The organism is Actinomadura litoris, assembly GCF_009733595.1.
Lineage (GTDB): Bacteria > Actinomycetota > Actinomycetes > Streptosporangiales > Streptosporangiaceae > Spirillospora > Spirillospora litoris.
This window is the reverse complement of the sequence record NZ_WOFH01000021.1, coordinates 102,216-123,596: the sequence shown is the minus strand read 5'-3', so window position 1 is coordinate 123,596 and position 21,381 is coordinate 102,216. Positions and strand designations below refer to the sequence as shown.

Below are 21,381 nucleotides of genomic sequence, written 5' to 3'. Positions count from 1 at the left end.
GCGCACGTGGGGAGAAGCCGGGAGAACGCCATTACGGCACGCTGTCAGCAGAATTAATTGCGGTCACGCACGGGGGAGATGAGTCCTTGAGCGCCTCGGAGATAGATTTCGTCCCCGTACCCGTTCCGCGGCCGGTGAACGGCCGCGCGCCGGCTCCGCGAGTCGTTCCGCCGAGCCGTTCCATTCCGGCCGCGCCGGCCGCGCCGGCCACGATGCGCGAACTGCGGGAGCGGCGGCGCGCGCTGGCGGACCGCGTCGCGGCGGGCGCCGGGCCCGCGGTCGCGCGGCAGCGCGCGCTCGGCAAGCGGACGGCGCGCGAGCGCCTCGGCCTCCTCCTCGACGAGGGCTCGTTCATCGAGCTCGACGCGCTCCGCCGCGCCCGGGGCGAGGACGGCGCGCGTCCCCACACCGACGGGGTCGTCACCGGCTCGGGGACGATCGACGGCCGCCGCGTGTTCGTCTACGCCCAGGACTTCACCGTGATCGGCGGCTCACTCGGCGAGGCGCACGCCGCGAAGATCCAGAAGCTGATGGACCTGGCGCTGGCGAACGGCGCGCCGCTGATCGGGCTCAACGACAGCGGCGGCGCCCGCATCCAGGAGGGCGTGATGGCGCTCGACGGGTACGGCGGGATCTTCCGCCGCAACGTCCGCGCGTCCGGCGTCATCCCGCAGATCAGCGTGATCCTCGGGCCGTGCGCGGGCGGCGCGGCCTACTCGCCCGCCCTCACCGACTTCACCTTCATGGTCCGCGACACCGCGCAGATGTACCTGACCGGGCCCGACGTCATCGAGGCCGTCAGCGGCGAGCGCGTCACGCACGCCGAACTGGGCGGCGCCGACGTGCACGGCCGGCGCACCGGCGTGGCGAGCTTCGTCCACGACGACGAGGAGAGCTGCCTGGACGAGGTCCGCTACCTGGTCTCGATGCTGCCGGGCAACTACCTGGAGCCCGCGCCCGCCGGGCCCCCGCGCGGCGCGACCGCCGACGAGCGGCCCGCGCTGGCGGAGATCGTGCCGGTGGAGCCGAACAGGCCCTACGACATGCGGCTCGTGATCGGCGAGCTGGTGGACGACGCCGACGTCATCGAGGTGCACGAGCGCTGGGCCGCCAACGTGATCTGCTGCCTGGCGCGGATCGACGGCCGGGTCGTCGGGATCGTCGCCAACCAGCCGATGGTGCTGGCCGGGGTGCTGGACGCGGCGGCCGCGCAGAAGGCCGCGCGCTTCGTCCGGTTCTGCGACTCCTTCGGCATCCCGCTGGTGACGCTCGTCGACGTCCCCGGCTTCCTCCCCGGCACCGACCAGGAGCACGCCGGGGTCATCCGGCACGGCGCCAAGCTCCTCTACGCCTACTGCGAGGCGACGGTCCCGCGCGTCCAGGTGATCGTCCGCAAGGCCTACGGCGGCGCCTACATCGTGATGGACTCCCGCTCGATCGGCGCCGACCTCTCGCTCGCGTGGCCGACCAACGAGATCGCCGTGATGGGCGCCGAGGCGGCCGTCAACCTCGTCCACCGCCGCGCGCTCGCGGCCGCCGACGACCCGGCGGCGCTGCGCGCGAAGCTGGTCGCCGACTACACCGAGCGGCTCATGCACCCCTACTACGCGGCGGAGCGGGGCCTGGTGGACGACGTGATCGACCCGGCCGACACCCGCGCCGCCGTCGCGCGCGGCCTGGCGATGCTCGCCGACAAGCAGGAGGGCGTACAGGCGCGCAAGCACGGGAACGGGCCGCTCTGAGCGGGGCTCAGGCGCCGGTGCCGCGCCGGAGCCGCTCCAGCGCGGGACGCGACGCCTCGACGGAGGCCGACGCCGCCTCGGGCGCGTCCCCCTGCCCGACCATGAGGCTGACGAGCTGGCTCTCGAAACAGGTGTCGGGGTCATAGGGCGGAACCAGATATCCGCCCAGCTCCAACGTCACGAGCCCGTGGATCGCGCTCCACATCTGGTGCGCCACCAGTTCCGCGTCGGCGCCGGTGAACCGGCCCGCGGCGACGCAGCGCGCCGCGGTCTCCACCACCCGCGCCAGCGTGAACCGGCCGTACTGGCGGTCCTGGTCGGTCAGCGAGAAACCGGCCGGCGTCGCCGTCCCGAACATGATGGCGTAGAGATAGGGATTCGTCCGGGCGTTGTCGCGGTAGACGCGGCCGATCAATGCCATGTCGGCCACCGGATCGGCCGAGTCCACGACGCCGGAGAAGGCGCGCTGCAAACGCGCGAAACCCTCGTGCACCATTCCGCGGACCAGCCCGCTCATGCCGCCGAAATGGGTGTAGACGGCCATTGTCGAGCATCCCGCCTCGGCCGCCAGCCGCCGCGTCGACAGCGCTCCGGGCCCGCCCTGTGCCAGCAGCCGGGCACCGATGTCGATCAGCCTGGTGGTCAGTCGGGGATCAGGCCGCCGGGGCGACACGGTCGCGTCCACGAGTGCGCCGCCACGCGTCCCCGTCCAAGACACCACTTCCTTACCCGAATGATGAAAGGGTGAATGCGCCGATACTAGCCGCTGCTCGCGTGTGGACCTAATTTCCTGGGGGTGTCGTGTTATAGGGAAAAAGTGAGATTTGGGGCAACAAGTCTGGAAAATAGCGGTTCAAGGGGTGGTGGGGTGATCGCCCTCGGGTTCGCGGCGCGCCGCGTCCGGCCGGTCGGCCTCGGCTGCCACCTCCGCGGCCACCTCCGCGCCGACCTCGTCCAGCAGCGCGACCAGCTCTCCCGGCGCGGACACCATCGGCCAGATGCCGGTGTCGAGCGTGCGGAACCGCCAGGTGGGCGAGGACCGCAGCCGCTCCACGTCCGCCGGGAGCCGCCCGTCGAAATGCTCCAGCCCGCACACCACGTAGGTGGCGCGCCGCTCCGCCACCGGCCGGGTCAGCCGGATCGGCTCGGTGAGCGGGCGCCCCGGATGGTCGATCAGCCGGTCGGTCAGCCACTTCGCCTGCTCGGACGTCAACCCCTGGCCGTCGGCCACCGCCTCGGCGTCGGGCGTCGGCCACCGGCCCTCGTGCTCCTCGATCAGGCGGAGCTCGGCGGTGCGCAGCGGCTCGCCGAACGCGTCAATGGCCGACCGCCCGTCATGCGGGACGAACGCCTCCACGTACACCGAGTGGACGACCCGGTCGGGGCTGCGGTCGGCGACCACCCCGGCCACCAGCCCCGAGGTGCTGTGGCTGACCAGGATGACCTGGTCGAGGGCGCCGACGACGGACGCCACGTCCTCGACATGCCGTTCGATCCCGATTTCGGAGACGTCCGCTCCGAACTCGGCGAGGCCCGACAGCGTGACGGGATGGACGGAGTGGCCGCGGGCGCGCAGGCCCTCGGCGACACCCTCCCAAACCCAGGAACCCATCCAAGTCCCGGGGATCAATACGTACGTCTGCACGAGATCTGGCCTTCCCTTCCGCATCGGAGCGGACCGACTCACGATGTCAGTTCAAAATGATCGCACCACTGCGGGACGAGCTTTGTCGCGACAATGGCCCCCGCTTGGATCCGGCGGTGAATGGCCATGATCCTGACGCACACAGGTTCCAGGTCAAGAGCCGAGCCGCGCCGTTGGGGGACGGTGCGGGCGGCGGATCGGCGGGTCGGGTTCCGTATCGGCGGCCCTTGGAACGCGGCAGCCGTCCGGCGCGCCGTCCCACCACGGGAGGCGTCCCGGTTACGGCGGTATGACGCGGTCCTCACCGACAGCCCTTTCACCCTGCGCGGGCCGAAGCCCGGCCCCCCGACCGTCACGGTCGTGCCCGCCCCGGCCCGGCCCCCGGCCGGCCCTGCCCTCGGCCGGCCCTGCCCCGCGACCACGCCGGCGCCGTCGAGCACGCGTTCACCAATGGGGCCGCTAGCGCGTGTTCGCTGTAGATGACCTCACCGCAGGGGCCCCGGCCTCGGCGTTCCCACACCCGCGCACGCGGCACGACCCCACGCCGCCGCCCGGCTCAGATCCGGTGAGCCCGGCCCGGCACGGCCACCATACTCCGTATCCGCACCCGCAACGGCGCGGGACGCCCCGGCCGGCCCGCCCTGCGCGCCGCCGTCCGTCCAGCCGCGGCGGCAGCGGCCCTGACCAGCCCGAACAGGGCCATCGTGCCCTCGGCGACCGGGGCCGCGGGGGTGGCGGCCGAGGAAATGGATCAATAAGTGCTCGTGCGCTAACCGCAATTACATGTCGGCCGGTTCCGGTGGTCGATCTCGCGGGACACGCGGTGCCCTCGGCACGACCGCAGTTGAAGCGGTGTGCGGGACGCCCGCGGTGAGTTTTCCGGCGCCCCGTCGTCACATAACCGAGCCGTGCGGGTGCGGCGATCCTGCGACCGGAGGGGGACGGGTATGGGTGCGATGGCGGAACCGGCGGCACGTGGGCGTGCGCGGCCGGAGGCCGTCGCGGGCGCGCCGCGTGCCGTGCCCGCCGAGGGGCCGGCCGAGGTCCCCGCCCGGGACCCCGCCGAGGAGCCCGCCCCTTGACCGGCCTCACGACGACGGGGGGCGGGCGCCATGATGGCGCCCGCCCCCCGAGGACGAGGTCGGCCGGCACGAGGCCCGCCGACCCTGGATCACCCCTTGGCCGCGGCCAGGACGCGGTTCGACGTGCGCATCACGCGCATCATCAGGCCGGGCTTCATGAGCGCCTGCGGCTGGTCGACGAGACCGGCCGCCCGCATGAACGCCTCGGTGACGGTGGCGTCCTGGGTGGCGGCGATGATGACCCGCGTCATGTAGGCCTGCATCATCTTCAGCTTCCGGCTGCGCTCCCCCTCGACGCCGGGGAAGCTGAGGTCGATGCCGCGGGTCATCTCCCACGCCGGGTCGATGATCTGGCCGACCTCGCGCATGAACTCCAGCGAGGACGGCGCCTTCCCGCTCCGCATGTGCTTGAGCAGCGCCAGCGCCTCCAGGGCGGCCAGCGTCTGCGCCTGGGCGAAGACGGGGTTCGGGGTGCAGACCGCGTCGCCGATGATGAGGAAGCCCTCGGGGAACCGGTTGAACTTCTCGTAGCGGCGGCGCAGCGTGGTCGGGAACTTGTAGAGGGCCGGGTCGTCGATCGCCTTCGCGTCCACGATCGACTCGTAGATCTCCGGTGCCGCCAGCGTCTTGACGAAGGCGGTGAACCCCTCGGGGTCGGTCGGCGGGTGGTCGCCGAGGATGCCGTAGGTGGTCAACTCGACGGTGCCGTGGTCGGTCTTGGTGAAGATCGCGCCGCGGGGGCGGTCGGGCGAGGCCACCACGATGATCGAGTGGTCCTTGCCGAACGGGTCGGACTTCAGGACGTAGTGGCGGCTGGCGTAGCCGAGCCCGATCTTCGCCCCGTCCTCCTGCACCCGGCCGTAGCCGAGTTCGGTGAGCCAGACGGGGGAGCGCGAGCCGCGCCCGGTGGCGTCGATGACGAGGTCGGCGTCCAGCACGATCTCCTCGCCCTCGGTGTCGCGCGGCTGGACGCGCGCGCCGATGACGCGGGAGTTGTCGTCGTTGGTCACGAGACCGAGGACGTCGTGCTTCTCCATGAACGTGACGTTCTCGTACGCCTGCACCCGCTCGCGGACGTGCGCCTCCATGAGCGGACGCCTGGCCGCCACGTTGGTCAACCCGGCACGGGTCTGCTGGAGCGGCACCCCGTTGAAGTACCAGCGGACGGTCCCCGCGAGGTCCGTCAGCGGGCAGCCGTCCCTGACGAGCTCCGCCGTGATCTCGGGGAACATCTCCTCCATGGCCCGCGACCCGCGCGCCAGCAGGCCGTTGATGTGGCGGCCCTGCGGCGCTCCCCGGCGCACCTCCCGCACCCCGACCAACTCGTCCCGGTCGACCAGGACGACCTCCTCGTACCCCTCCGCCAGCGCCCGCGCCGCGAACAGGGCGGCGATGCTTCCACCGAGCAGTACCGCGCGGTTTCCGATCTTGGCACCCACCCGATCATCTCCTTCAGTCTCTGTCCGCACTGGAATTCACCGTCGCAGCCCGCCCGCGACCGGGCACCTTCTGGATTGCTGGAGTGGCGTCCGGCCGTTCACGGGCGCGCGGCCCCTTCGGCGCGGGCGTCGCCATTGACGTCCTCGACCTCGCCGACCAGCCGGAGCAGCGACGCGGCGACCGACCCGGACGCCGCCGCGCGGCTGTCGCCCGCGCTCGTCATGAGGTTCACGAGCTGGCTCTCGAAGCACGTGTCGGGGTCGTAGGGGGGAATGAGGTAATGGCCGAGTTCGAGCGTCACCAGGCCGTGGAGCGCCGTCCACATGTGGTGGGCGACCAGCTCGGGATCATCGGTGCTGAAGCGTCCGTCGGTGATGCAGCGGTGCGCGGTGTGGACGACCTTCGCGAGCGTGTATCGGCCGTATTGGCGGTCCTCTTCGGTGAGCGAGAAACCGGCGTGGGTCGAGGTGCCGAACATGATGCTGTACAGATGCGGATTGCGGTGGGCGTTGTAGCGGTAGGCGCGGCCGAGCAGCGCCATGTCCGCGACGGGATCGGAGGTGTCGAGGACATGGGAGAAGTGGACCTGGAGCCGGGCGAAGCCCTCGTGGACCATTTCGCGGACGAGCCCGCTCATGCCGCCGAAATGGGTGTAGACGGCCATCGTGGAGCATCCGGCCTCGGCCGCCAGCCGCCGGGTCGACAGGGCGCGGGGGCCCTCCTCCGACATCAGCCGGGCCCCGATGTCGATCAGCGTGGGCCTGATGAGCGGGTCGGATCGGCGGGGGCTCACGACGGCGCCTGGGGCCTGCGGGCTGCCCCTGGTCGGGACGTTCGTACGCGCATGGGACGGTCCCTCCTCGGTGCGTCCAGACTCGTACCGGCCGGATGCGTGCATCGCGGACGGTGGCATTCCGGCGACCTTCCCGAGGCTAATCACCCGCTGATCGGCGGAAATCTCCGATCGTGCGGGCGGCCGCCGGCCGGGTGCGCACGGCACGAGATGGCGGCGGGCGGCGGCGGGTGTGAGCATGGGGCGCTACCGCAAACGGCCGGTCCTCGGGGGCCCTCGATCATGGGAGCGACCGCGCATGGAGCGACCCGAGCAGGACGCCGTCCCCGTCTTCATCCGGCTGGACGCCGCGACCCCCGGTGACGACCCCTGCGAGCGGCTGCGCGAGGCCCTGCGGGAGTCGGACGCGGCGCCCCGCGAGGTCGTCTGCGACCTCGGCGGCTCGGCGGGCCCGAATATGGCGACGCTCGAAATTCTGCTGCGCATGCAGCTCACGGCACGCCGCCTGGGCCATGAGATAAGGCTGTACCGCCCGAATGCCGAACTCGTGCAGTTGCTGGAGATGATCGGCCTGTCCGACACGCTCCCCTTGTACGGCCCCTGAGAACCGCCAGGATTTCTCGGCCGTTTCTCGTCGTCGCCGTGCCGTCACCGAAGGTCATGCGGGGCGCGCCGGCATCGAAACCGGCAAGGCGGGGATTGGCCGGTTCCGGCTAGGGCGCGATTCGCCGACCCAATAGGGATTGAGTGATCACTGCGGCACCGTAGGTGACCCGATTTCTTCGTTCGTGCTCAATTCGCGGCCCGGCGGCGAAGATCGTCGCGGCCACTTCATTCCCATGGGCATCCCCCGTAATATCCGAGGCGGCGTCAGTGGCGCCGGTGATCGGGGATCGCATGTGTTGCATATGTGGAGGGGAGCCTGGCATGAATACCAAGCGAAATCTCGACGGGGCGGGCGCGCGGAGGCCCGCCCGCGGGCTGGGCCTCGTCATCGGCGCGGTCGTGGCCGTCGCCGCGCTGCTGTTCGGCACGACGGCCGCCACCGCGTCCCCCGCGTCCAGGCCGGCGGCGCTGCCCGGCCAGGGCGACCTGGCGGGGCTGCGCGGTTTCCGCCACGGGTTCGTCCCGGTCGACGGAGGGTCGCTGCACTACGTCAAGGGCGGCCAGGGGCCCGCCCTGGTGCTGCTGCACGGGTGGCCCGAGACCTGGTACGAGTGGCACGAGGTCATGCCCGAACTCGCCAAGACCCACACGGTGATCGCCTTCGACCTGCCGGGCCTCGGCAGGTCCTCCATCCCCACCGACCGCAAGTACGACCTGGTCACGGTCGCGGCGAAACTCCACCAGGGCGTGACCAGGCTCGGCTACGACAACGTCGCGATCCTCGGCCACGACGTCGGCGCGCTGGTCGCCTACCCCTACGCCCGCAACTTCCCCGGCGGCGTCTCGCGCATGGCCGTCCTCGAAGCCCCGCTCAACGGCTTCGGGCTGGAGTCCGCGTACGGCCTGAGCTGGCACTTCCAGTTCAACATGACCGCCGCGCCGGTCCCCGAGCAGCTCGTGAACGACCGGGCGCACGTCTCGACCTACCTGGGCTGGCTGTTCGCCGCCGCCAAGTACCCGAAGGCGATCGCCCAGTCGACCTACATCGACGCCTACTCCGACGCCGCCCACCGCAGCGCCGGGTTCGACTACTACCGCGCCTACCCGACCAACGCCGCCGACAACAAGAGGCTGGCGGAGCAGAAGCTGACGATCCCGGTCCTCGCCATGGGCGCGGCGGACGTGTTCGGCCCCGCCGTCGGGCAGTCCTTCGGCGCCGTCGCCACCGACGTCCGCACGGTCGTCGCCCCCGACAGCGGCCACTGGATCCCCGAGGAGAACCCGGCCTTCCTCCAGCAGTGCTCGGCGCTGTTCTTCGGCGGCGCCGACACCAAGCCCACCACCCCCGAACTGGCGGGCTGCGCCCGCTGACGCCCTGCCCTCGCGCCGCGCCCCGGCGGCCGGTCCACCCCTTGACCGGCCGCCGGGGCGCCCGCATGCTGCGCCCCGCCTCCGACAGAGCGGCGACCAGGCGATTCGGGCTTATTGCGACTTTGTGGCAAGAGCGAGGTGTGCCACCATGTGCGGGTAGGCGACGGCGGAACGAGGAAGCCGGTGCGAATCCGGCGCGGTCCCGCCACTGTGATCGGCGAGCGGATCCCGAGCGAGGCCACCACCGCGCGAGCGGCAGGGAAGGCCGGGACGAGCGTTGACCCGAGAGCCAGGAGACTCACGCGGTCGCCTCCTCAACTGACCTGGGGCGGATCTCCCCAGAGAGGAGAGCGGGATGCCATGGGCACGACTCGCGGGGCTGCTGGCCGCCGCGGCCCTGCTGGCGGGCGGATGCGGTTCCACCGGTACGGACGCGGTGGGCGGGAGCGGGGCGGCGCCGCCCGGATTCCCGGTGACGGTGGCGAACTGCGGGGTCACGACCACCTACGAACGGCCGCCCCGGCGCGCGGTGTCGCTGAACCAGCACGCGACCGAGGTGATGCTGGCGCTCGGGCTGGAGCGCTCCATGGTGGGGACGGGCTTCCTCGACGACCGCGTCCTGCCGGAGTTCCAGGCCGCCTATGACCGGGTGAAGGTGCTGTCCAAGGAGTACCCGTCCTTCGAGGCGCTGCTGGCGGCCGAGCCCGACTTCGTCTACGGCGGCTGGTCCAGCACGTTCGACGAGAAGGAGGGCCGCGGACGGCCGGCCCTGCGCGAGGCCGGGATCGACACCCACCTCAACATCGAGGAGTGCCCCCGGGGCCCGGTGACGATGGCGACGGTCGAGGAGGAGATCCGGACCATCGCCAAGATCTTCGGTGTGCCCGAGCGCGCGGAAAAGCGGATCAACGCGCTACGTGCCGTCCTGGACCGGGTCAAGAGCAAGACCACCGGCACCGCGCCGACCAGGGTCGCCGTCTACGACAGCGGCGACAAGACGGTCTTCACCGCCGGGGGCGCCGGGATCGGCAACGAGATCATCCGGCTGGCGGGCGGCGCCAACCTGTTCTCCGACGTGCGCAAACCCTACGGGGACGTCTCGTTCGAGCAGTTCGCCGAGCGGGCGCCGGACGTCGTCCTGATCTATGACTACGGCGACCAGAGCGCCGAGGCGAAGAAGCGGTTCCTGCTGTCGAACCCCGCGCTGAAGGACGTCCCCGCGATCAGGAACCGCCGGTTCGCGGTGCTGCCGCTGTCGTCCACGGTGACCGGCGTGCGGGCGGCCGGCGCGGTGGAGGCGCTCGCCCGGCAGCTGCACCCGGACCGCTTCGCGTGACCGGCGTCCGGCGTGCCGGATACGCGCTGGTGCTCGCCTGCCTCGGCGCGCTGGTGCTGGCGGCGGCGACGGCGGGGGTCGCGGTCGGATCCGTCCGCGTCCCGCCGGACCAGGTCTGGGGCATCCTGCTGCACCGGGCGCACCCGGCGCTGGCCGAGCCGGCGTGGCCGCCGGTCCGCGAGACGATCGTGATCGACGTGCGGCTGCCCCGGGTCCTGCTGTGCGGCGTGGTGGGGGCGGGCCTGTCGGTGTGCGGGACGGCGCTCCAGGCCCTCGTCCGCAACCCGCTCGCCGACCCGATGCTGCTCGGCGTCTCGTCGGGCGCGACGGTCGGCGCGGTGACGGTCGTGGTGTTCCACCTGGCCTGGTTCGGGGCGTTCTCGCTCCCGCTCGCCGCCTTCTGCGGCGCGCTCGCGGCGCTGGTCGCGGTCTACCTGCTGGCCCGCTCGGGCGGGCGGATGACCACGGTGCGCCTCGTGCTCGCGGGGGTCGCCACGGCCGAGGTGCTGTCGGCGGTCGCGAGCTACCTGGTGATCAGCTCCGACGACCCGCGCGCGGCCGAGTCGGCGCTGCGGTGGATGCTGGGCGGCCTGGCCGGGACGCGGTGGACGGTCGTGTGGATCCCGGCCGTGATCGTGCTGGCCGGGACCGCGGTCCTGCTGGGGGTGTCCCGGCACCTGAACCTGCTGCTGGCCGGGGAGGAGGCCGCCGCGGCGCTGGGCCTGGACGTGCACCGGTTCCGCGCGTCCCTGTTCGTGCTGGTCGCGCTGATGATCGGCGCGGTCGTGGCGGTCAGCGGCTCGATCGGGTTCGTCGGGCTGATGATGCCGCACGTGGTGCGGCTGCTGGTCGGCGCCGACCACCGCCGCGCGCTCCCGGCCGTCGCGCTGCTCGGCGCGGCGTTCCTGATCCTCGCCGACCTGGCCGCGCGCACGCTCGTCGCGCCTGAGGAGATCCCCGTCGGCGTCCTCACCGCCCTGGTCGGCGGCCCCTTCTTCCTCTGGCTGATGCGCCGGAAGGCGGCCCGATGACGGTGGCGCTGCGGGCCGAGAAGGTGTCGGTCGCCATGGACGGCCGGACCCTGGTCGACGCGGTCTCCCTGGACATCGCCCCCGGCGAGGTCGTCGGCCTGGTCGGCCCCAACGGCGCCGGGAAGTCCACCCTTCTCCGCACGTTCTACCGGGCATCGCGCCCCACCTCGGGCCGAATACTCCTGGACGGCGAGGACGTCTGGCGAATGCCGGGGAAAAGGCTCGCGCGGCGGCTGGCCGCCGTTCTCCAGGAAACGCCCGGCGACTTCGAACTGACCGTCTACGACGTGGCGGCGATGGGCCGCACCCCGCACAAACGCGCCTTCCAGGGCGACGACGCGAACGACCGCGACATCATTCTGCGCTCGCTCGCCGAACTGGACGTCGCGCACCTGGCGGAGGCCCCCTTCGACCGCCTCTCCGGCGGCGAGAAGCAACGCGTGCTCATCGCCCGCGCCCTGGCCCAACGTCCCGCCGCGCTGGTCTTGGACGAACCCACCAACCACCTGGACCTGCGCCACCAGATCGACGCTCTGCGCCTGGTCCGCGGCCTGGGCGCCACCGCCCTGATCGCCCTGCACGACCTGAACCTGGCCGCCGCGTTCTGCGACCGCCTCTGCGTCCTCCACGAGGGAGCCCTGCTGGCGGCCGGCCCGCCCGGCGAGGTCCTGACCCCGGAACTCCTGGCCCGGGTCTACCGGGTCAACGCGGAGGTCAGCGCACACCCGCGCACCGCCGCCCCGCAGATCACCGTCCTCCCGGACTGACCATGGGGTGAGCGGCCCTTTCCGCGTCGCTGTGGGTGGTCTCGCAGTTCTGCGGGGCGCGCATCTCGGTGTTCTTGATGAAGTCGTGCAGGGCCCGGCGGGAGCGGGTGAGGGTGTCGATGCGCTCGTCCAGCCCGTCGAGGCGGGCGTTGAGCACGTCCATGAGTTCGGAGCACGGTTCGATCTCAAGGCTCACGCCGCTGACGCAGGGGAGCATGTAGGCGATCTCCTCGGTGGACAGCCCGGCCCCGAGCAGCTTCCTGATCTGGTACACGGTCAGGACGTCGTCGTCGCTGTACTCGCGGTAGCCGTTGGAGCCGCGGCCGGGCTCCAGGAGGCCCTGGGCCTCGTAGTAGCGCAGTTGGTGCGTGTGGACTCCGGCCCGCCGGCCCAACTCCCCGATCCGCACGGACGTTCCCCCTTGACCTTCATATCGATATGAACGTTGATGATTCTGCCATGACCTCCAACACGACCGAAAAAGAGCACGCGGCGCCCGACCAGGGCGCCGACCGCACCCCCGTGACCGTCATCGGGCTCGGGCTGATGGGGCAGGCACTGGCCGGAGCCTTTCTGGACGCCGGGCATCCCACGACCATATGGAACCGCACGGCCGCGAAGGGTGAGGGCCTCGTGGCGCGGGGCGCGCAATTCGCCGACTCCGTCGGTGACGCGGTGGCGGCGAGTCCGCTCGTCGTCGTCTGCCTCACCGATTACGAAGGGGTGCGGGGGCTCCTCGAACCGCTGGGCGACGTCCTCGGCGGGCGGGTCCTGGTCAACCTGACCTCGGGAACGCCGCGGGAGGCGCGGGAGACCGCCGAATGGGCGGGGGCCGGCTATCTCGACGGGGCGATCCTGGCCGTTCCCGAGGGCATCGGAAAGGACGCCCTCGTCCTCTACAGCGGGCCGCGATCGGCCTTCGAAGCGCACGAGTCGGCGCTAAGCAGTCTGGGCGCGGGCGTCACGTACCTCGGGGACGACCATGGGCTGGCGTCGTTGTACGACGTCTCCGTGCTGAGCCTGATGTGGAACATTCTGAACGGCTTTCTGCAGAGCGCCGCCCTTCTCGGCGCGGCCGGGGTCGACGCGTCGGCGTTCGTTCCGATCGCGACCAAGGGGATCGAGACCGTGACGGGCTGGCTGCCGGACTACGCGCGGCAGGTCGACGACGGCGTGTATCCGGCCTACGACTCCACCATCGACACCCACGTGGCCGCGATGCGGCACCTCGTCGCCGAGAGCGAGGCGCTCGGTGTCAACGCCGAGTTGCCGAGGCTCATCCAGGATCTGGCCGGACGGGCGGTGGCGGCCGGGCGCGGCGGCGACGGCTACGCGGCGTTGATCGAGCAGTTCCGCAAGCCCGCGCCGGCCTGACCGTTCAGGGCTTGCGGGCGAGGAGGAGGCGGTAGCGCGGGCTTCCGTCCTCCCGGCGGCCCAGGCCCTCCAGCGGGGTGGTCGTCACCGTGAACCCGGCCGCCGCCAAATCGTCGCGCATCGCCTGGAGAGGGCAGGTGCGGTAGTACATGACGAACGGGGGGCGCCATATCGCGTTGCGGATCCGCATGGCCGCGTCGAACCCGAGCAGCGTCCAATACCCGACGGACGCGATGGGCGGCGGCGCGCCGATCGGAAAGGCGAACAGGCCGCCCGGCCGCAGCGCGCGGTGCACCCCGGCGAAGAGCGCCGGACGTTCGGCGGGCAGCAGATGCCCGAGGGCGCCGAAGGTGACGGCCAGGTCGAATGCCTCGGAGAAGGGAAGGGCGCGGACGTCGGCTCGGATCCATTCCGCGCCGGGGTGCGCCTCGCGTGCCCGGGCGAGCATTCCGGTGCTGAAGTCGACGCCCGCGACCTGTTCCTTGCACAGCGGTTCGAGCGTCCGCATGCCCGCGCCGGTGCCGCAGCACACGTCCAGCCCCCGCTCGAACAGGCCGCGCGGACGCAGCGCGTCGGTGGTCGCGTCGAGGATGGCGTCGGGGGTCCGGAAGGGCGTGTGGTCGAACTTCGGGGCGAGCAGGTCGTAGCCGCGCTCGACCGAGGACAGCGACTGGACCGCCAGTTCGCGCAGCGACGGACCCTGGGGCGAGAACATCGCCCCAGCGTACTTCGCCGGCCGGGGCTCAGGAGGCCGAGCGCTGGGGGCGCGGGGCGATGCCGAGCACCTCGTACAGGTGGATGCCGCGCCCGGCCCAGTCGACCAGGCGCTCGCGGTCGATGAGGTGCATCCCGGCCTTGGTGGCGAACCTCCGGGCGTCGCGGGTGTAGGTGTTGGTGGTGACGACCAGGGTCAGTTTCGCCCGGTAGATCGGCCACGCCGCGCCCGCGACCTTCTGGACGTCATCGGAGGTGACCTTGGACTTCGGGCCGTAGTGCTTGACCTGGACCATCCAGCTCTCGCCGAGGACGGGATCGAGGCCGATCACATCGCCGGAGAAGTCGCCCGTCTTGCCGACGTGCTCGGCCTCGATCCCGTCCCGGCGCATCAGGTCGCGGACCGCGACCTCGAAGTTCAGCCACGTCATGTCGTCGAGTTCGCCGATCGTCCACGAGAGGGCGGCGAGCCGTTCGCGCCGCACCTTCTCGCGCGCCCAGCGCGCCCGGTACCAGCGGTCGACCAGCCACCACACGCCCGCGAGGGCCGCCAGCGCGATGAGCGGGTGCGCGATCGCCTGCTTCACGGCCAGCCCGGCCGCCAGCGCCGCGACCAGTGCCCCGAGACCCGTGTAGCCCCATTCTCCGGCGTTCCGGGGGAGCCTCAGCCGGGTGACCCAGTCGGGAATCAGCCAGCGGTGCCGGTGTTCGTGGAAGGGGCTCGGCCGAACGCGCGCCACCGGCCCGCCGCTCCCTTTTCTAGGAGGGGTCTTCATCCTGCGATGGAAACACGGATCCGTGACAGAATCGGCCCCCGTCCCGCGAATTCAGAACGCCGCGTCCACATGAGGCCATCCGGCCGGATGATCAACTTCGCGCGTTAGGGATATCCGAAACGCGAACCGGAGGTCAGGGTCGGGGCGCCGCATCTGACCTCCGACCCTGAACGCCTTTTCTGGCAAATTTGCCGATTTTTCGGTCGAGGCCCTCGGCGGTCGGCTAGGGGATTCGGCGGGTGCCGAAGCGCGCCCATTCCGCGTCCCACAGGCGGTATCGGCGCTGGTCGCAGCGGTAGCGGATGATCAGGTACAGCCCCAGCAGCGGCATGCCGAGGGCCATCGCGCTGCCGAGCGCGACGGTCAGGGTGTCGCCGACCGTCCGCGTGTGGTGGCGCGGCGCCTCGTCGGTGACCTGCGACGACGGCCCGACCCACACCTCGCGCCGCTGGCCCGCCGTGCCGCCGTGGAAGGCGGTGAACGACCCCGTCCGCGCGGTGCCGTCGGGCTCACGCCAGGTCACGGTGACCTTCCGTCCCGAGCGCATGTCCTCGACCCGCAGGACGGTGGCGCTGACCTCGTGCCGGGTCGCCCTCTCCTGCCGCTCGGCGCGGACGCCCGAGGCGTAGACGCTCCGGCCCGCCCACGCGCACAGCGGCGGGGCGAGGCTCAGGAACAGCATGAGCAGCGCGATTCCGAGCATCCACTGCCTGCGGTCCACGTCGCGGCGCAGCGCGTTGTGGTCGAAGCCGAACCTCCGCCGTAGCCGGTCGAAGCCCGACGCCGCTCCGCTCGGCCCCATAGCCGCCTCCCTCGTCCGTTCCTAGTGTGAGGCTAGGCAAGCGATCAGGTCGGCGGCAGGGCCCAATGTCCCTATATCGTCGCAAACTTCCAAATTGCTCGCCGTCCGGGCGCGGCTTGGGCCCGCCTTCCCGGGGTAGCACGTGGACGACGTCCAGCCGCGCGCCGCGGCAGAGGGCGGCGCGACACAGCGGCCCGGCCATCGGGCCTGACCCGCACGCGGGGCCCTCCTCCCTCCGGAGTCCCGCACCCGGGCCGATGGCCTGGCGAAAGGCGAATCCGGGGGGAGAACATGCGAGCACTACAGCCCGATCTTCGGGCCGTCGTGGAGGACGCGGTCTGGGCGCCCTCGATCCACAACACCCAGCCGTGGCGGTTCACACTCAGCGGGTCCCGGATCAGTCTGCGGGCCGATGCCGACCGCAGGCTGGAGGTCGCCGATCCCGAGGGCCGGGAGATGCTGGTCAGTTGCGGCGCGGCCTTGTTCAACCTGCGGCTGGGGCTGCGGGCGCAGGGCCTGGAGCCGCAGGTCACGCTGCTGCCCGACCCCGATCGGCCGCATCTGCTGGCCGATGTCGAGGCCGTCCCGGGTGAGGATCCCGACGAGTACACGCGGGCGCTGCACGCGCAGGTCCGGCGGCGGCGCAGCCACCGCGGGGGGTTCCGGGCCGATCCCGTGCTCGATCCGGAGCTGGCGCGGATCCGCGCCGAGGCCGAGCAGGAGGGCGCCCGGTTCATCCAGGCCGTGGACGCGCACGTCAAGGGCGCCTTGGCCGCGCTCAACAACGCCGCCGAGCACATCCAGCGCCGCACCCCCTCCTACGCGAGCGAGATCGCCCGCTGGGCCCCGGCCCCGGGCGGCCGCCGCACCGACGGCGTCCAGCACGGCTCCTATCCGCGCACCACACCGTGGACCGATCCGCATTTCTCCGCGCGCGACTTCGCGCGGGGACGCGGCTGGGGCGCCGACCCCGTCCACACCGAGGAGCCGCCCACGGCCGGGGTGATCGTCCTGCTGGTCACCGACACCGACCGGCCCGCCGACTGGCTGCGTGCGGGCCAGGGCCTCCAGCGCAGCCTGCTGCGCGCCTCCCAGCACGGGTTCGCCGCCGCCTACCACACGCAGTCGCTCCAGATCCCGGGGCTGCGCGCGTTCATCCGCACCCACTTCTGCGGGGACGCGTGGCCGCAACTGCTGCTGCGCTTCGGCATGCCCGACACCGAGGTCCTGACCAGCGTCCGCCGCCCCCTCCAGGACGTCCTCACCGAAGGACCGTGAAGAGGACCAAGGCCCCTGCGGGGCCCCCTCGGCGAGGCGCAGCGCGTCCTCGACCTGGGGCGCGGCACCGGCGCGTTCGACCGCGCCGGTGAATCCCGGCCCGAGGCCGTACACGTCGATCCGGGACGCCTCGACCGGCAGCGCCTTCTCCAGCGTGTCGAGGACGACGTCGACCAGCCCCATCGTCCTGGACGGGCGGCTCGGGCTCCCGTTGACGACGACGACCCGCAGCGCCGGTTCCGTTGCCGTCATGTCGCCCTCGCGGCGCGGCCCGCGATGATCTCCGCCCGGCCCGCCGACAGCAGGTCGATCGTGGCGAGCTGCTCCCAGACGCGCACGGGGTCCTCCGAGCCGAGGACGGTGACCGAACTCGTCAGCCGGATGCGCTCGGTGCGCTCGGCCGCCGCCGCCGGCCCCACCTCGTCGGCGACCCTCGCCTGCTCGATCGTCTCCCCGACGCGCCGCCGCGGCGACGGCGCCGCCCCGTGACCGGGTCCCGCGTGACCTCGCCGAACGTCATGATGCCGATCTCGAACGCCGTCTCCGGTCCTCTCCTGGCCGCCGGGCCCCGGGTGCGCCCGGCCTGACCGGATGACTTGTCTGCGCAGGCAGGTATTCCGGCTTGGTCGCGGCGCCGGCATCCGGATACGGTGCGGCCATGGCGACCGACGGTCTACGCGACCTTGAGCAGGACGCTTGGGGCGGGTTCCTGCTGACCCACGACCGGCTCTGGCGCGCGCTGGAGGCGGGACTCGCCCCGCTGAACGTGAGCATGGCCGAGTACAGCGTGCTGTCCCTGCTCTACGAGGCCGGGCCCGGGGGCATGCGCATGTCGGACCTCGCCCAGCGCCGCCTGATGTCCACCGGCGGGTTCACCCGCCTCGCCGACCGCCTCCAGAACCGCGGCCTGATCGAGCGCCGCCGCTCGGCCGCCGACGGGCGCGGCTTCGAGGCGGCGCTCACCGGCGGCGGGCGGGCGCTGATCCGCCGCGCCCGCCGCCGCCACCACGACGACCTGCACGCGCTGTTCTTCAGCCGCCTGGACGACGGCGACCTGCGCCGCCTCGCCGAGATCTGGGCCCGCCTGGACCCGGGTACCGAGTCCTAGCCCTTGGCGAGGGCGTCGATCGCGGCGACGTCGTCCGCCGTGAGGTCGAAGCCGTCCAGGTCGAGGTTGGCGGCGATGTGCTCGCGGCGCGACGACCTCGGCAGGATCACGATGCCGTGCTCCAGGTGCCAGCGCAGGATCACCTGCGCGGTGCTGACGCCGTGCCGCTCGGCGATCCCGGTGAGCACGGGGTCGCGCAGGTCGGTGTTGTTCAGCCCGCTGTAGCCCTCGACGACGACGCCCCGGCGCCGGTGCTCCTCCAGCAGGGCCGGGTCGTGCCGCCCCGGGCTCCACGAGATCTGGTTGACCGCCGGACTCCGCCCGGTGGCCCCGGTCACGTGGTCGATCTGCGCCGGGCTGTAGTTGCTCACCCCGACGTTGCGCGCCAGCCCCGCGTCCTTGGCGGACAGGAGCGCCTCCCACGTCGGGACGAGGTCGTCCGGGCCGGTCGCCCAGTGGATCAGCCAGAGGTCGACGTAGTCGGTGTCGAGCAGCCGCAGGCTCGACTCCAGCGCGCGCCGGGCCTGCCGCGCGTCCCGCGGCCGCAGCTTGGTGGTGACGAAGACCTGGTCCCGGCCGACGCCGCTGTCCTTGACGGCCCTGCCGACGTCCGCCTCGTTCTGGTACAGCGCCGCGGTGTCGATATGCCGGTAGCCGACCTCCAGCGCCGTGCGCGTCGCCTCGTAGGCCGTCGCGGGCGGCAGCTCCCAGGTCCCGAAACCGATCAACGGCAGCGCGGTGCCGCCGGGCAGGTTCACAGTCGCAGTCATGCTCCGCATTCTGCCCGGATCATCGGCGCGGAAGCCTCGCGGGTCGGAGCCCGAAAGCCGTGGCCACCTGGGCGGCGAGCGCGTCCTCGCCCATCGCGGTGCCGACCTCGACGGCGGGCAGGCCGAGCCCGGTGGTCTCGTCCATGAGCCGGTCGGTGAACATCCTGTCGCGTTCGAGCAGGTTGTACCGGGCCCGTCCGGGATCGCTCGTCCGGCGCGGGATGTCCCAGCCCCGGCGCTCGAACGCCGCCCGGCGGAACTCCGGCGTCGGCAGCAGCCACACCGCGCGGCCCGGACCGGCGAGCAGCGGCCGGACGAGGCGGGGCAGCAACCGGAAACCCTCGACGATCACGCCTTCGTCCTCCGGCAGCCGCAGCAGATCCTCGACGATCAGAGAGAAGCCCTCGCCCCGGAACCAGTGGAAGGTCTCCAGCATCTCCCGTGGAGAACGGTTCACCCAGCGCTCGTCCATTCCCATGGACTTGAACTCATTCAGGAAAGGCGCGTCGTCCGGTGAACAGCGCGCGGCGTGGTCCGGCATCACGTCGTCGGTCGAGTAGAGGCGCAATCCGTACCGGGCCGCGAGACGCCGCGCGATGGTCGTCTTACCGGCGCCGCTTCCGCCGCCGATCCAGTAGGCGTTCCGCAAAGGCATCTCGTCGGGCATGGCCATAAGCGTAGGGGTGCCTCAGCGAATGGACGCCGCGCCGATCCAGCGGTGGTAGGAATCCAGATCGACGTTGCTGCCGCACACGATGGTGGCGACATGGCGCCCGGCGAAACGCTCGCGGTCCTCCAGCACCGCCGCGATCCCGAGCGCCGCCGACGGCTCGACGACGAGGCCCGCGTGGTCGAGGAGCGCCCGCATCCCCGCGATGATCGACTCCTCCCGGACCAGGACGGCGTCGTCGGCGACCTGGAGCAGATCGTCCAGCACGGCCTTGATGGGCCGCCGCCCGGCCACACCGTCGGCGATCGTGTCGGTCGGCCCGGTCGTGACGACGCTCCGCCGGTGCCACGACCGCGCCATCGCCGGCGCGCCCTCCGGCTGGACGCAGATGACCTCGACCCCGGGCGCGAGCGCCTTCAGCACATGCCCGACGCCGGTGGCCATCGCGCCGCCCCCGAGCGCGACCAGGACGGCGTCGACCGGCTGCGCCGCGTCCACCAGCTCCAGCCCGATCGTCGCCGCGCCCTCGCAGGTCTCGATGTCCTGGCTGTCCTCAAGCAGCCGGACGCCGTCGCCGCGCGCGATGTCCACGGCGCGCTCCCTGGCCTGGTCGAAGTCGCCGTCCACCAGCTCCAGCCGGGCGCCCAGCGCGCGGATCCGGTCGAGCTTGGCCGCGGGCGCCGACCTCGACGCCACGACGGCGACGTTCAGCCCCCGCCGGCGCCCCGACCAGGCGAGCGCCAGCCCGAGGTTGCCCGCGCTGGCGCACACCACGTCCCGCGCGCCCATGTCGATCAGCCGGCCCGCGACCAGCTCCGTCCCGCGTCCCTTGAAGCTGCGGACGGGATTGGCCGTCTCCAGCTTGACGCTGACCGCGCACCCGAGCCCGGGCTCCAGGCCCTCGCACCGGTAGAGCGGGGTATCGAGGAAAAGGGGGTCGATGACCAGGCGCGCCGCCCGGATCCGTCCAGTATCAAGCCGCGTCTCCAGCACGACACAACACCCTAACGGCAAGCACAATCGGCCCAGGCGGGCGGCGCCGATCGCGGTACCCGCCGCAATACCTTCGGTTAGCCTGGCCGAAGGAATGGGCTATTCGAATCGGTCCGCATGAAAGGATCTTCGCCATGGGCAAGCATGAGAATCCCTCGAACTGCGGCATGTGCGGCGGAAATGGAAAGGTCGTGGTGAACAATGACAACCAGGAGCAGGAGATCGACTGCCCGGGGTGCGACGGCTCGGGTAGGACGTGAGCATCGACGCGGCGTTCGACGCGGTACCGCGTGAGGCGTTCGTCCCCGACCTGGTCTGGGTCCGCGGCGACGACGGCTGGGCCGTCCCGCTGCGCCGCCAGGACGACCCGGACCGCTGGCGCGCCCTGGTGCGGTCCGGCGACGCGGTGACGACCCAGATCGACGACGGGGCCACCGACAGGGGCGTGTGGCCCACCAGTTCGTGCTCGGCCCCGCACGTCGTGCGGGAGATGCTGGAACTGCTCGACCTGGAGCCCGGCCACCGGGTCATGGAGATCGGCACGGGGACCGGCTGGAACGCCGCGCTGATGGCGGCGATCGTCGGCCCGGAGAACGTCACCACGATCGAGATCGATCCGGCGCTGGCGGACCGGGCCCGGCTGAGGCTCTCCGCCGCCGGCTGCCCCGTCCGGGTGGTCACCGGGGACGGCGAGGCCGGGGACCCGGCGGGCGCGCCCTACGACCGGGTGGTCGCCACCGCCGCCGCCGCGGAGCTGCCGCACGCGTGGGTGCGGCAGACGCGGCCGGGCGGGCTCCTGCTCGTGCCCTGGGCTCCGACCTTCCACCCGGACGGCCCGCTCGCCCGCCTCACCGCGCGCGGCGGAGGGCGGGCGGACGGCCGGTTCGTGGCCCCTTCCTGGTTCATGCCGCTGCGCGGCCAGCGGATCTCCCAGCCCGACCGGCACGCCTACAAGGCCCGGTGGATCGAGACCGGCGCACCCGCCTGCGAACGTTTCGGGATCACCGTCACCCCGCGGGGCCAGACGATCTGGCTCGACACCCCCGCCAATCCGGTCGTTCCCTGACGCCGTCCAGGCGGTGG

At 72.2% G+C, this 21,381-nt stretch carries 22 protein-coding genes and 1 riboswitch; of the genes, 10 read left to right on the top strand and 12 right to left on the bottom strand.

All coding sequences use genetic code 11. The features are described from left to right. The first annotated feature begins 212 nt into the window (after positions 1-212). Positions 213-1,742 carry an acyl-CoA carboxylase subunit beta gene (locus GNZ18_RS38945; protein WP_156222255.1) on the top strand — a complete coding sequence of 510 codons (1,530 nt, stop codon included), beginning with the start codon at positions 213-215 and terminating at the stop codon, positions 1,740-1,742. Positions 1,743-1,749: 7 nt separating this feature from the next. Here GNZ18_RS38945 and GNZ18_RS38940 read toward each other — a convergent pair whose 3' ends face one another. The 4 genes from GNZ18_RS38940 to GNZ18_RS38925 all read right to left on the bottom strand — a co-directional run bounded on the left by GNZ18_RS38940 (position 1,750) and on the right by GNZ18_RS38925 (position 6,702). Continuing rightward, on the bottom strand, positions 1,750-2,427 hold the full coding sequence (locus GNZ18_RS38940; RefSeq protein ID WP_312875004.1) for a TetR/AcrR family transcriptional regulator: 678 nt from the start codon (positions 2,425-2,427) through the stop codon (positions 1,750-1,752). A 168-nt stretch (positions 2,428-2,595) separates the two neighbouring features. Further along, complete coding sequence (locus tag GNZ18_RS38935; RefSeq protein WP_281378251.1) at positions 2,596-3,411, bottom strand: alpha/beta hydrolase; 816 nt, start codon at positions 3,409-3,411, stop codon at positions 2,596-2,598. A 1,147-nt stretch (positions 3,412-4,558) separates the two neighbouring features. Beyond that, a complete protein-coding gene (locus GNZ18_RS38930) occupies positions 4,559-5,908 on the bottom strand; it encodes an NAD(P)/FAD-dependent oxidoreductase (RefSeq protein WP_214618130.1) in 1,350 nt (449 codons plus the stop codon). A gap of 98 nt (positions 5,909-6,006) precedes the next feature. Beyond that, on the bottom strand, positions 6,007-6,702 hold the full coding sequence (locus GNZ18_RS38925) for a TetR/AcrR family transcriptional regulator (protein ID WP_214618131.1): 696 nt from the start codon (positions 6,700-6,702) through the stop codon (positions 6,007-6,009). Between the two features lie 298 nt (positions 6,703-7,000). Between GNZ18_RS38925 and GNZ18_RS38920 the strand changes: the two genes are divergently transcribed. The 5 genes from GNZ18_RS38920 to GNZ18_RS38900 all read left to right on the top strand — a co-directional run bounded on the left by GNZ18_RS38920 (position 7,001) and on the right by GNZ18_RS38900 (position 11,813). Beyond that, positions 7,001-7,306 carry an STAS domain-containing protein gene (locus GNZ18_RS38920; protein ID WP_173391018.1) on the top strand — a complete coding sequence of 102 codons (306 nt, stop codon included), beginning with the start codon at positions 7,001-7,003 and terminating at the stop codon, positions 7,304-7,306. Between the two features lie 323 nt (positions 7,307-7,629). Beyond that, positions 7,630-8,679 (top strand): alpha/beta fold hydrolase, encoded by a 1,050-nt coding sequence (locus tag GNZ18_RS38915; protein ID WP_156222250.1) that lies wholly within the window; start codon positions 7,630-7,632, stop codon positions 8,677-8,679. Positions 8,680-8,800: 121 nt separating this feature from the next. Next, positions 8,801-8,999: riboswitch (cobalamin riboswitch) on the top strand. A 35-nt stretch (positions 9,000-9,034) separates the two neighbouring features. Continuing rightward, on the top strand, positions 9,035-10,015 hold the full coding sequence (locus GNZ18_RS38910; RefSeq protein WP_156222248.1) for an ABC transporter substrate-binding protein: 981 nt from the start codon (positions 9,035-9,037) through the stop codon (positions 10,013-10,015). After that, positions 10,012-11,046: a FecCD family ABC transporter permease gene (locus GNZ18_RS38905; protein ID WP_312875003.1), complete on the top strand. Its 1,035-nt coding sequence runs from the start codon at positions 10,012-10,014 to the stop codon at positions 11,044-11,046. The genes GNZ18_RS38910 and GNZ18_RS38905 overlap by 4 nt, the downstream gene beginning before the upstream one ends. Next, positions 11,043-11,813 (top strand): ABC transporter ATP-binding protein, encoded by a 771-nt coding sequence (locus tag GNZ18_RS38900; RefSeq protein WP_156222246.1) that lies wholly within the window; start codon positions 11,043-11,045, stop codon positions 11,811-11,813. Before GNZ18_RS38905 ends, GNZ18_RS38900 begins: the two co-directional genes overlap by 4 nt. On the opposite strand, the gene GNZ18_RS38895 is transcribed toward GNZ18_RS38900, so the two are convergent. Beyond that, positions 11,794-12,222, bottom strand: coding sequence for a MerR family transcriptional regulator (locus tag GNZ18_RS38895; protein WP_214618136.1), 429 nt, complete (start codon positions 12,220-12,222; stop codon positions 11,794-11,796). The two genes, GNZ18_RS38900 and GNZ18_RS38895, sit on opposite strands and share 20 nt — an antisense overlap. 50 nt (positions 12,223-12,272) lie before the next feature. Between GNZ18_RS38895 and GNZ18_RS38890 the strand changes: the two genes are divergently transcribed. After that, a complete protein-coding gene (locus GNZ18_RS38890; protein ID WP_156222243.1) occupies positions 12,273-13,187 on the top strand; it encodes an NAD(P)-dependent oxidoreductase in 915 nt (304 codons plus the stop codon). A 4-nt stretch (positions 13,188-13,191) separates the two neighbouring features. Here GNZ18_RS38890 and GNZ18_RS38885 read toward each other — a convergent pair whose 3' ends face one another. The 3 genes from GNZ18_RS38885 to GNZ18_RS38875 form a co-directional block, all read right to left on the bottom strand. Beyond that, a complete protein-coding gene (locus GNZ18_RS38885) occupies positions 13,192-13,902 on the bottom strand; it encodes a class I SAM-dependent methyltransferase (RefSeq protein WP_156222241.1) in 711 nt (236 codons plus the stop codon). 28 nt (positions 13,903-13,930) lie between these two features. Then, positions 13,931-14,641: a restriction endonuclease gene (locus GNZ18_RS43935; RefSeq protein WP_173391017.1), complete on the bottom strand. Its 711-nt coding sequence runs from the start codon at positions 14,639-14,641 to the stop codon at positions 13,931-13,933. Between the two features lie 259 nt (positions 14,642-14,900). Next, the gene (locus GNZ18_RS38875; RefSeq protein ID WP_156222238.1) at positions 14,901-15,479 is read right to left on the bottom strand and encodes an Rv1733c family protein; all 579 of its coding nucleotides are present in this window, start codon (positions 15,477-15,479) and stop codon (positions 14,901-14,903) included. A gap of 291 nt (positions 15,480-15,770) precedes the next feature. Between GNZ18_RS38875 and GNZ18_RS38870 the strand changes: the two genes are divergently transcribed. Beyond that, positions 15,771-16,757 (top strand): Acg family FMN-binding oxidoreductase, encoded by a 987-nt coding sequence (locus GNZ18_RS38870; protein WP_156222236.1) that lies wholly within the window; start codon positions 15,771-15,773, stop codon positions 16,755-16,757. 248 nt (positions 16,758-17,005) lie between these two features. Here the strand turns inward: GNZ18_RS38870 and GNZ18_RS43930 are convergent, their stop codons facing one another. Next, entirely contained in the window at positions 17,006-17,176 is a 171-nt protein-coding gene (locus GNZ18_RS43930) for an LLM class flavin-dependent oxidoreductase (protein ID WP_216651579.1), read from the bottom strand. Positions 17,177-17,415: 239 nt separating this feature from the next. On the opposite strand from GNZ18_RS43930, the gene GNZ18_RS38860 reads away from it, so the two are divergent. Then, entirely contained in the window at positions 17,416-17,865 is a 450-nt protein-coding gene (locus GNZ18_RS38860) for a MarR family winged helix-turn-helix transcriptional regulator (protein WP_156222234.1), read from the top strand. Here GNZ18_RS38860 and GNZ18_RS38855 read toward each other — a convergent pair. Genes GNZ18_RS38855 through GNZ18_RS38845 form a run of 3 tightly spaced genes read right to left on the bottom strand, consistent with a single transcriptional unit; the run spans position 17,862 to position 20,298 of the window. Beyond that, positions 17,862-18,635, bottom strand: a complete 774-nt coding sequence (locus GNZ18_RS38855) for an aldo/keto reductase (RefSeq protein WP_214618140.1) — start codon at positions 18,633-18,635, stop codon at positions 17,862-17,864. The genes GNZ18_RS38860 and GNZ18_RS38855 overlap by 4 nt on opposite strands. 19 nt (positions 18,636-18,654) lie before the next feature. After that, the gene (locus tag GNZ18_RS38850; protein WP_216651578.1) at positions 18,655-19,302 is read right to left on the bottom strand and encodes a P-loop NTPase family protein; all 648 of its coding nucleotides are present in this window, start codon (positions 19,300-19,302) and stop codon (positions 18,655-18,657) included. 21 nt (positions 19,303-19,323) lie between these two features. Next, positions 19,324-20,298 carry a threonine ammonia-lyase gene (locus tag GNZ18_RS38845; RefSeq protein WP_214618142.1) on the bottom strand — a complete coding sequence of 325 codons (975 nt, stop codon included), beginning with the start codon at positions 20,296-20,298 and terminating at the stop codon, positions 19,324-19,326. A gap of 256 nt (positions 20,299-20,554) precedes the next feature. Here GNZ18_RS38845 and GNZ18_RS38840 point away from each other — a divergent pair, with 256 nt between their 5' ends. Continuing rightward, a complete protein-coding gene (locus GNZ18_RS38840) occupies positions 20,555-21,364 on the top strand; it encodes a methyltransferase domain-containing protein (protein ID WP_312875002.1) in 810 nt (269 codons plus the stop codon). Positions 21,365-21,381: the final 17 nt, after the last annotated feature.

Coding starts and splice junctions, on each gene's coding strand:
- GNZ18_RS38945 (WP_156222255.1), top strand. CDS start 213: ATGCGCGAACTGCGGGAGCGGCGGCGCGCGCTGGCGGACCGCGTCGCG.
- GNZ18_RS38935 (WP_281378251.1), bottom strand. CDS start 3,411: ATGCGGAAGGGAAGGCCAGATCTCGTGCAGACGTACGTATTGATCCCC.
- GNZ18_RS38920 (WP_173391018.1), top strand. CDS start 7,001: ATGGAGCGACCCGAGCAGGACGCCGTCCCCGTCTTCATCCGGCTGGAC.
- GNZ18_RS38915 (WP_156222250.1), top strand. CDS start 7,630: ATGAATACCAAGCGAAATCTCGACGGGGCGGGCGCGCGGAGGCCCGCC.
- GNZ18_RS38910 (WP_156222248.1), top strand. CDS start 9,035: ATGCCATGGGCACGACTCGCGGGGCTGCTGGCCGCCGCGGCCCTGCTG.
- GNZ18_RS38900 (WP_156222246.1), top strand. CDS start 11,043: ATGACGGTGGCGCTGCGGGCCGAGAAGGTGTCGGTCGCCATGGACGGC.
- GNZ18_RS38890 (WP_156222243.1), top strand. CDS start 12,273: ATGACCTCCAACACGACCGAAAAAGAGCACGCGGCGCCCGACCAGGGC.
- GNZ18_RS38885 (WP_156222241.1), bottom strand. CDS start 13,902: ATGTTCTCGCCCCAGGGTCCGTCGCTGCGCGAACTGGCGGTCCAGTCG.
- GNZ18_RS38875 (WP_156222238.1), bottom strand. CDS start 15,479: ATGGGGCCGAGCGGAGCGGCGTCGGGCTTCGACCGGCTACGGCGGAGG.
- GNZ18_RS38870 (WP_156222236.1), top strand. CDS start 15,771: ATGCGAGCACTACAGCCCGATCTTCGGGCCGTCGTGGAGGACGCGGTC.
- GNZ18_RS38860 (WP_156222234.1), top strand. CDS start 17,416: ATGGCGACCGACGGTCTACGCGACCTTGAGCAGGACGCTTGGGGCGGG.
- GNZ18_RS38855 (WP_214618140.1), bottom strand. CDS start 18,635: ATGACTGCGACTGTGAACCTGCCCGGCGGCACCGCGCTGCCGTTGATC.
- GNZ18_RS38850 (WP_216651578.1), bottom strand. CDS start 19,302: ATGCCCGACGAGATGCCTTTGCGGAACGCCTACTGGATCGGCGGCGGA.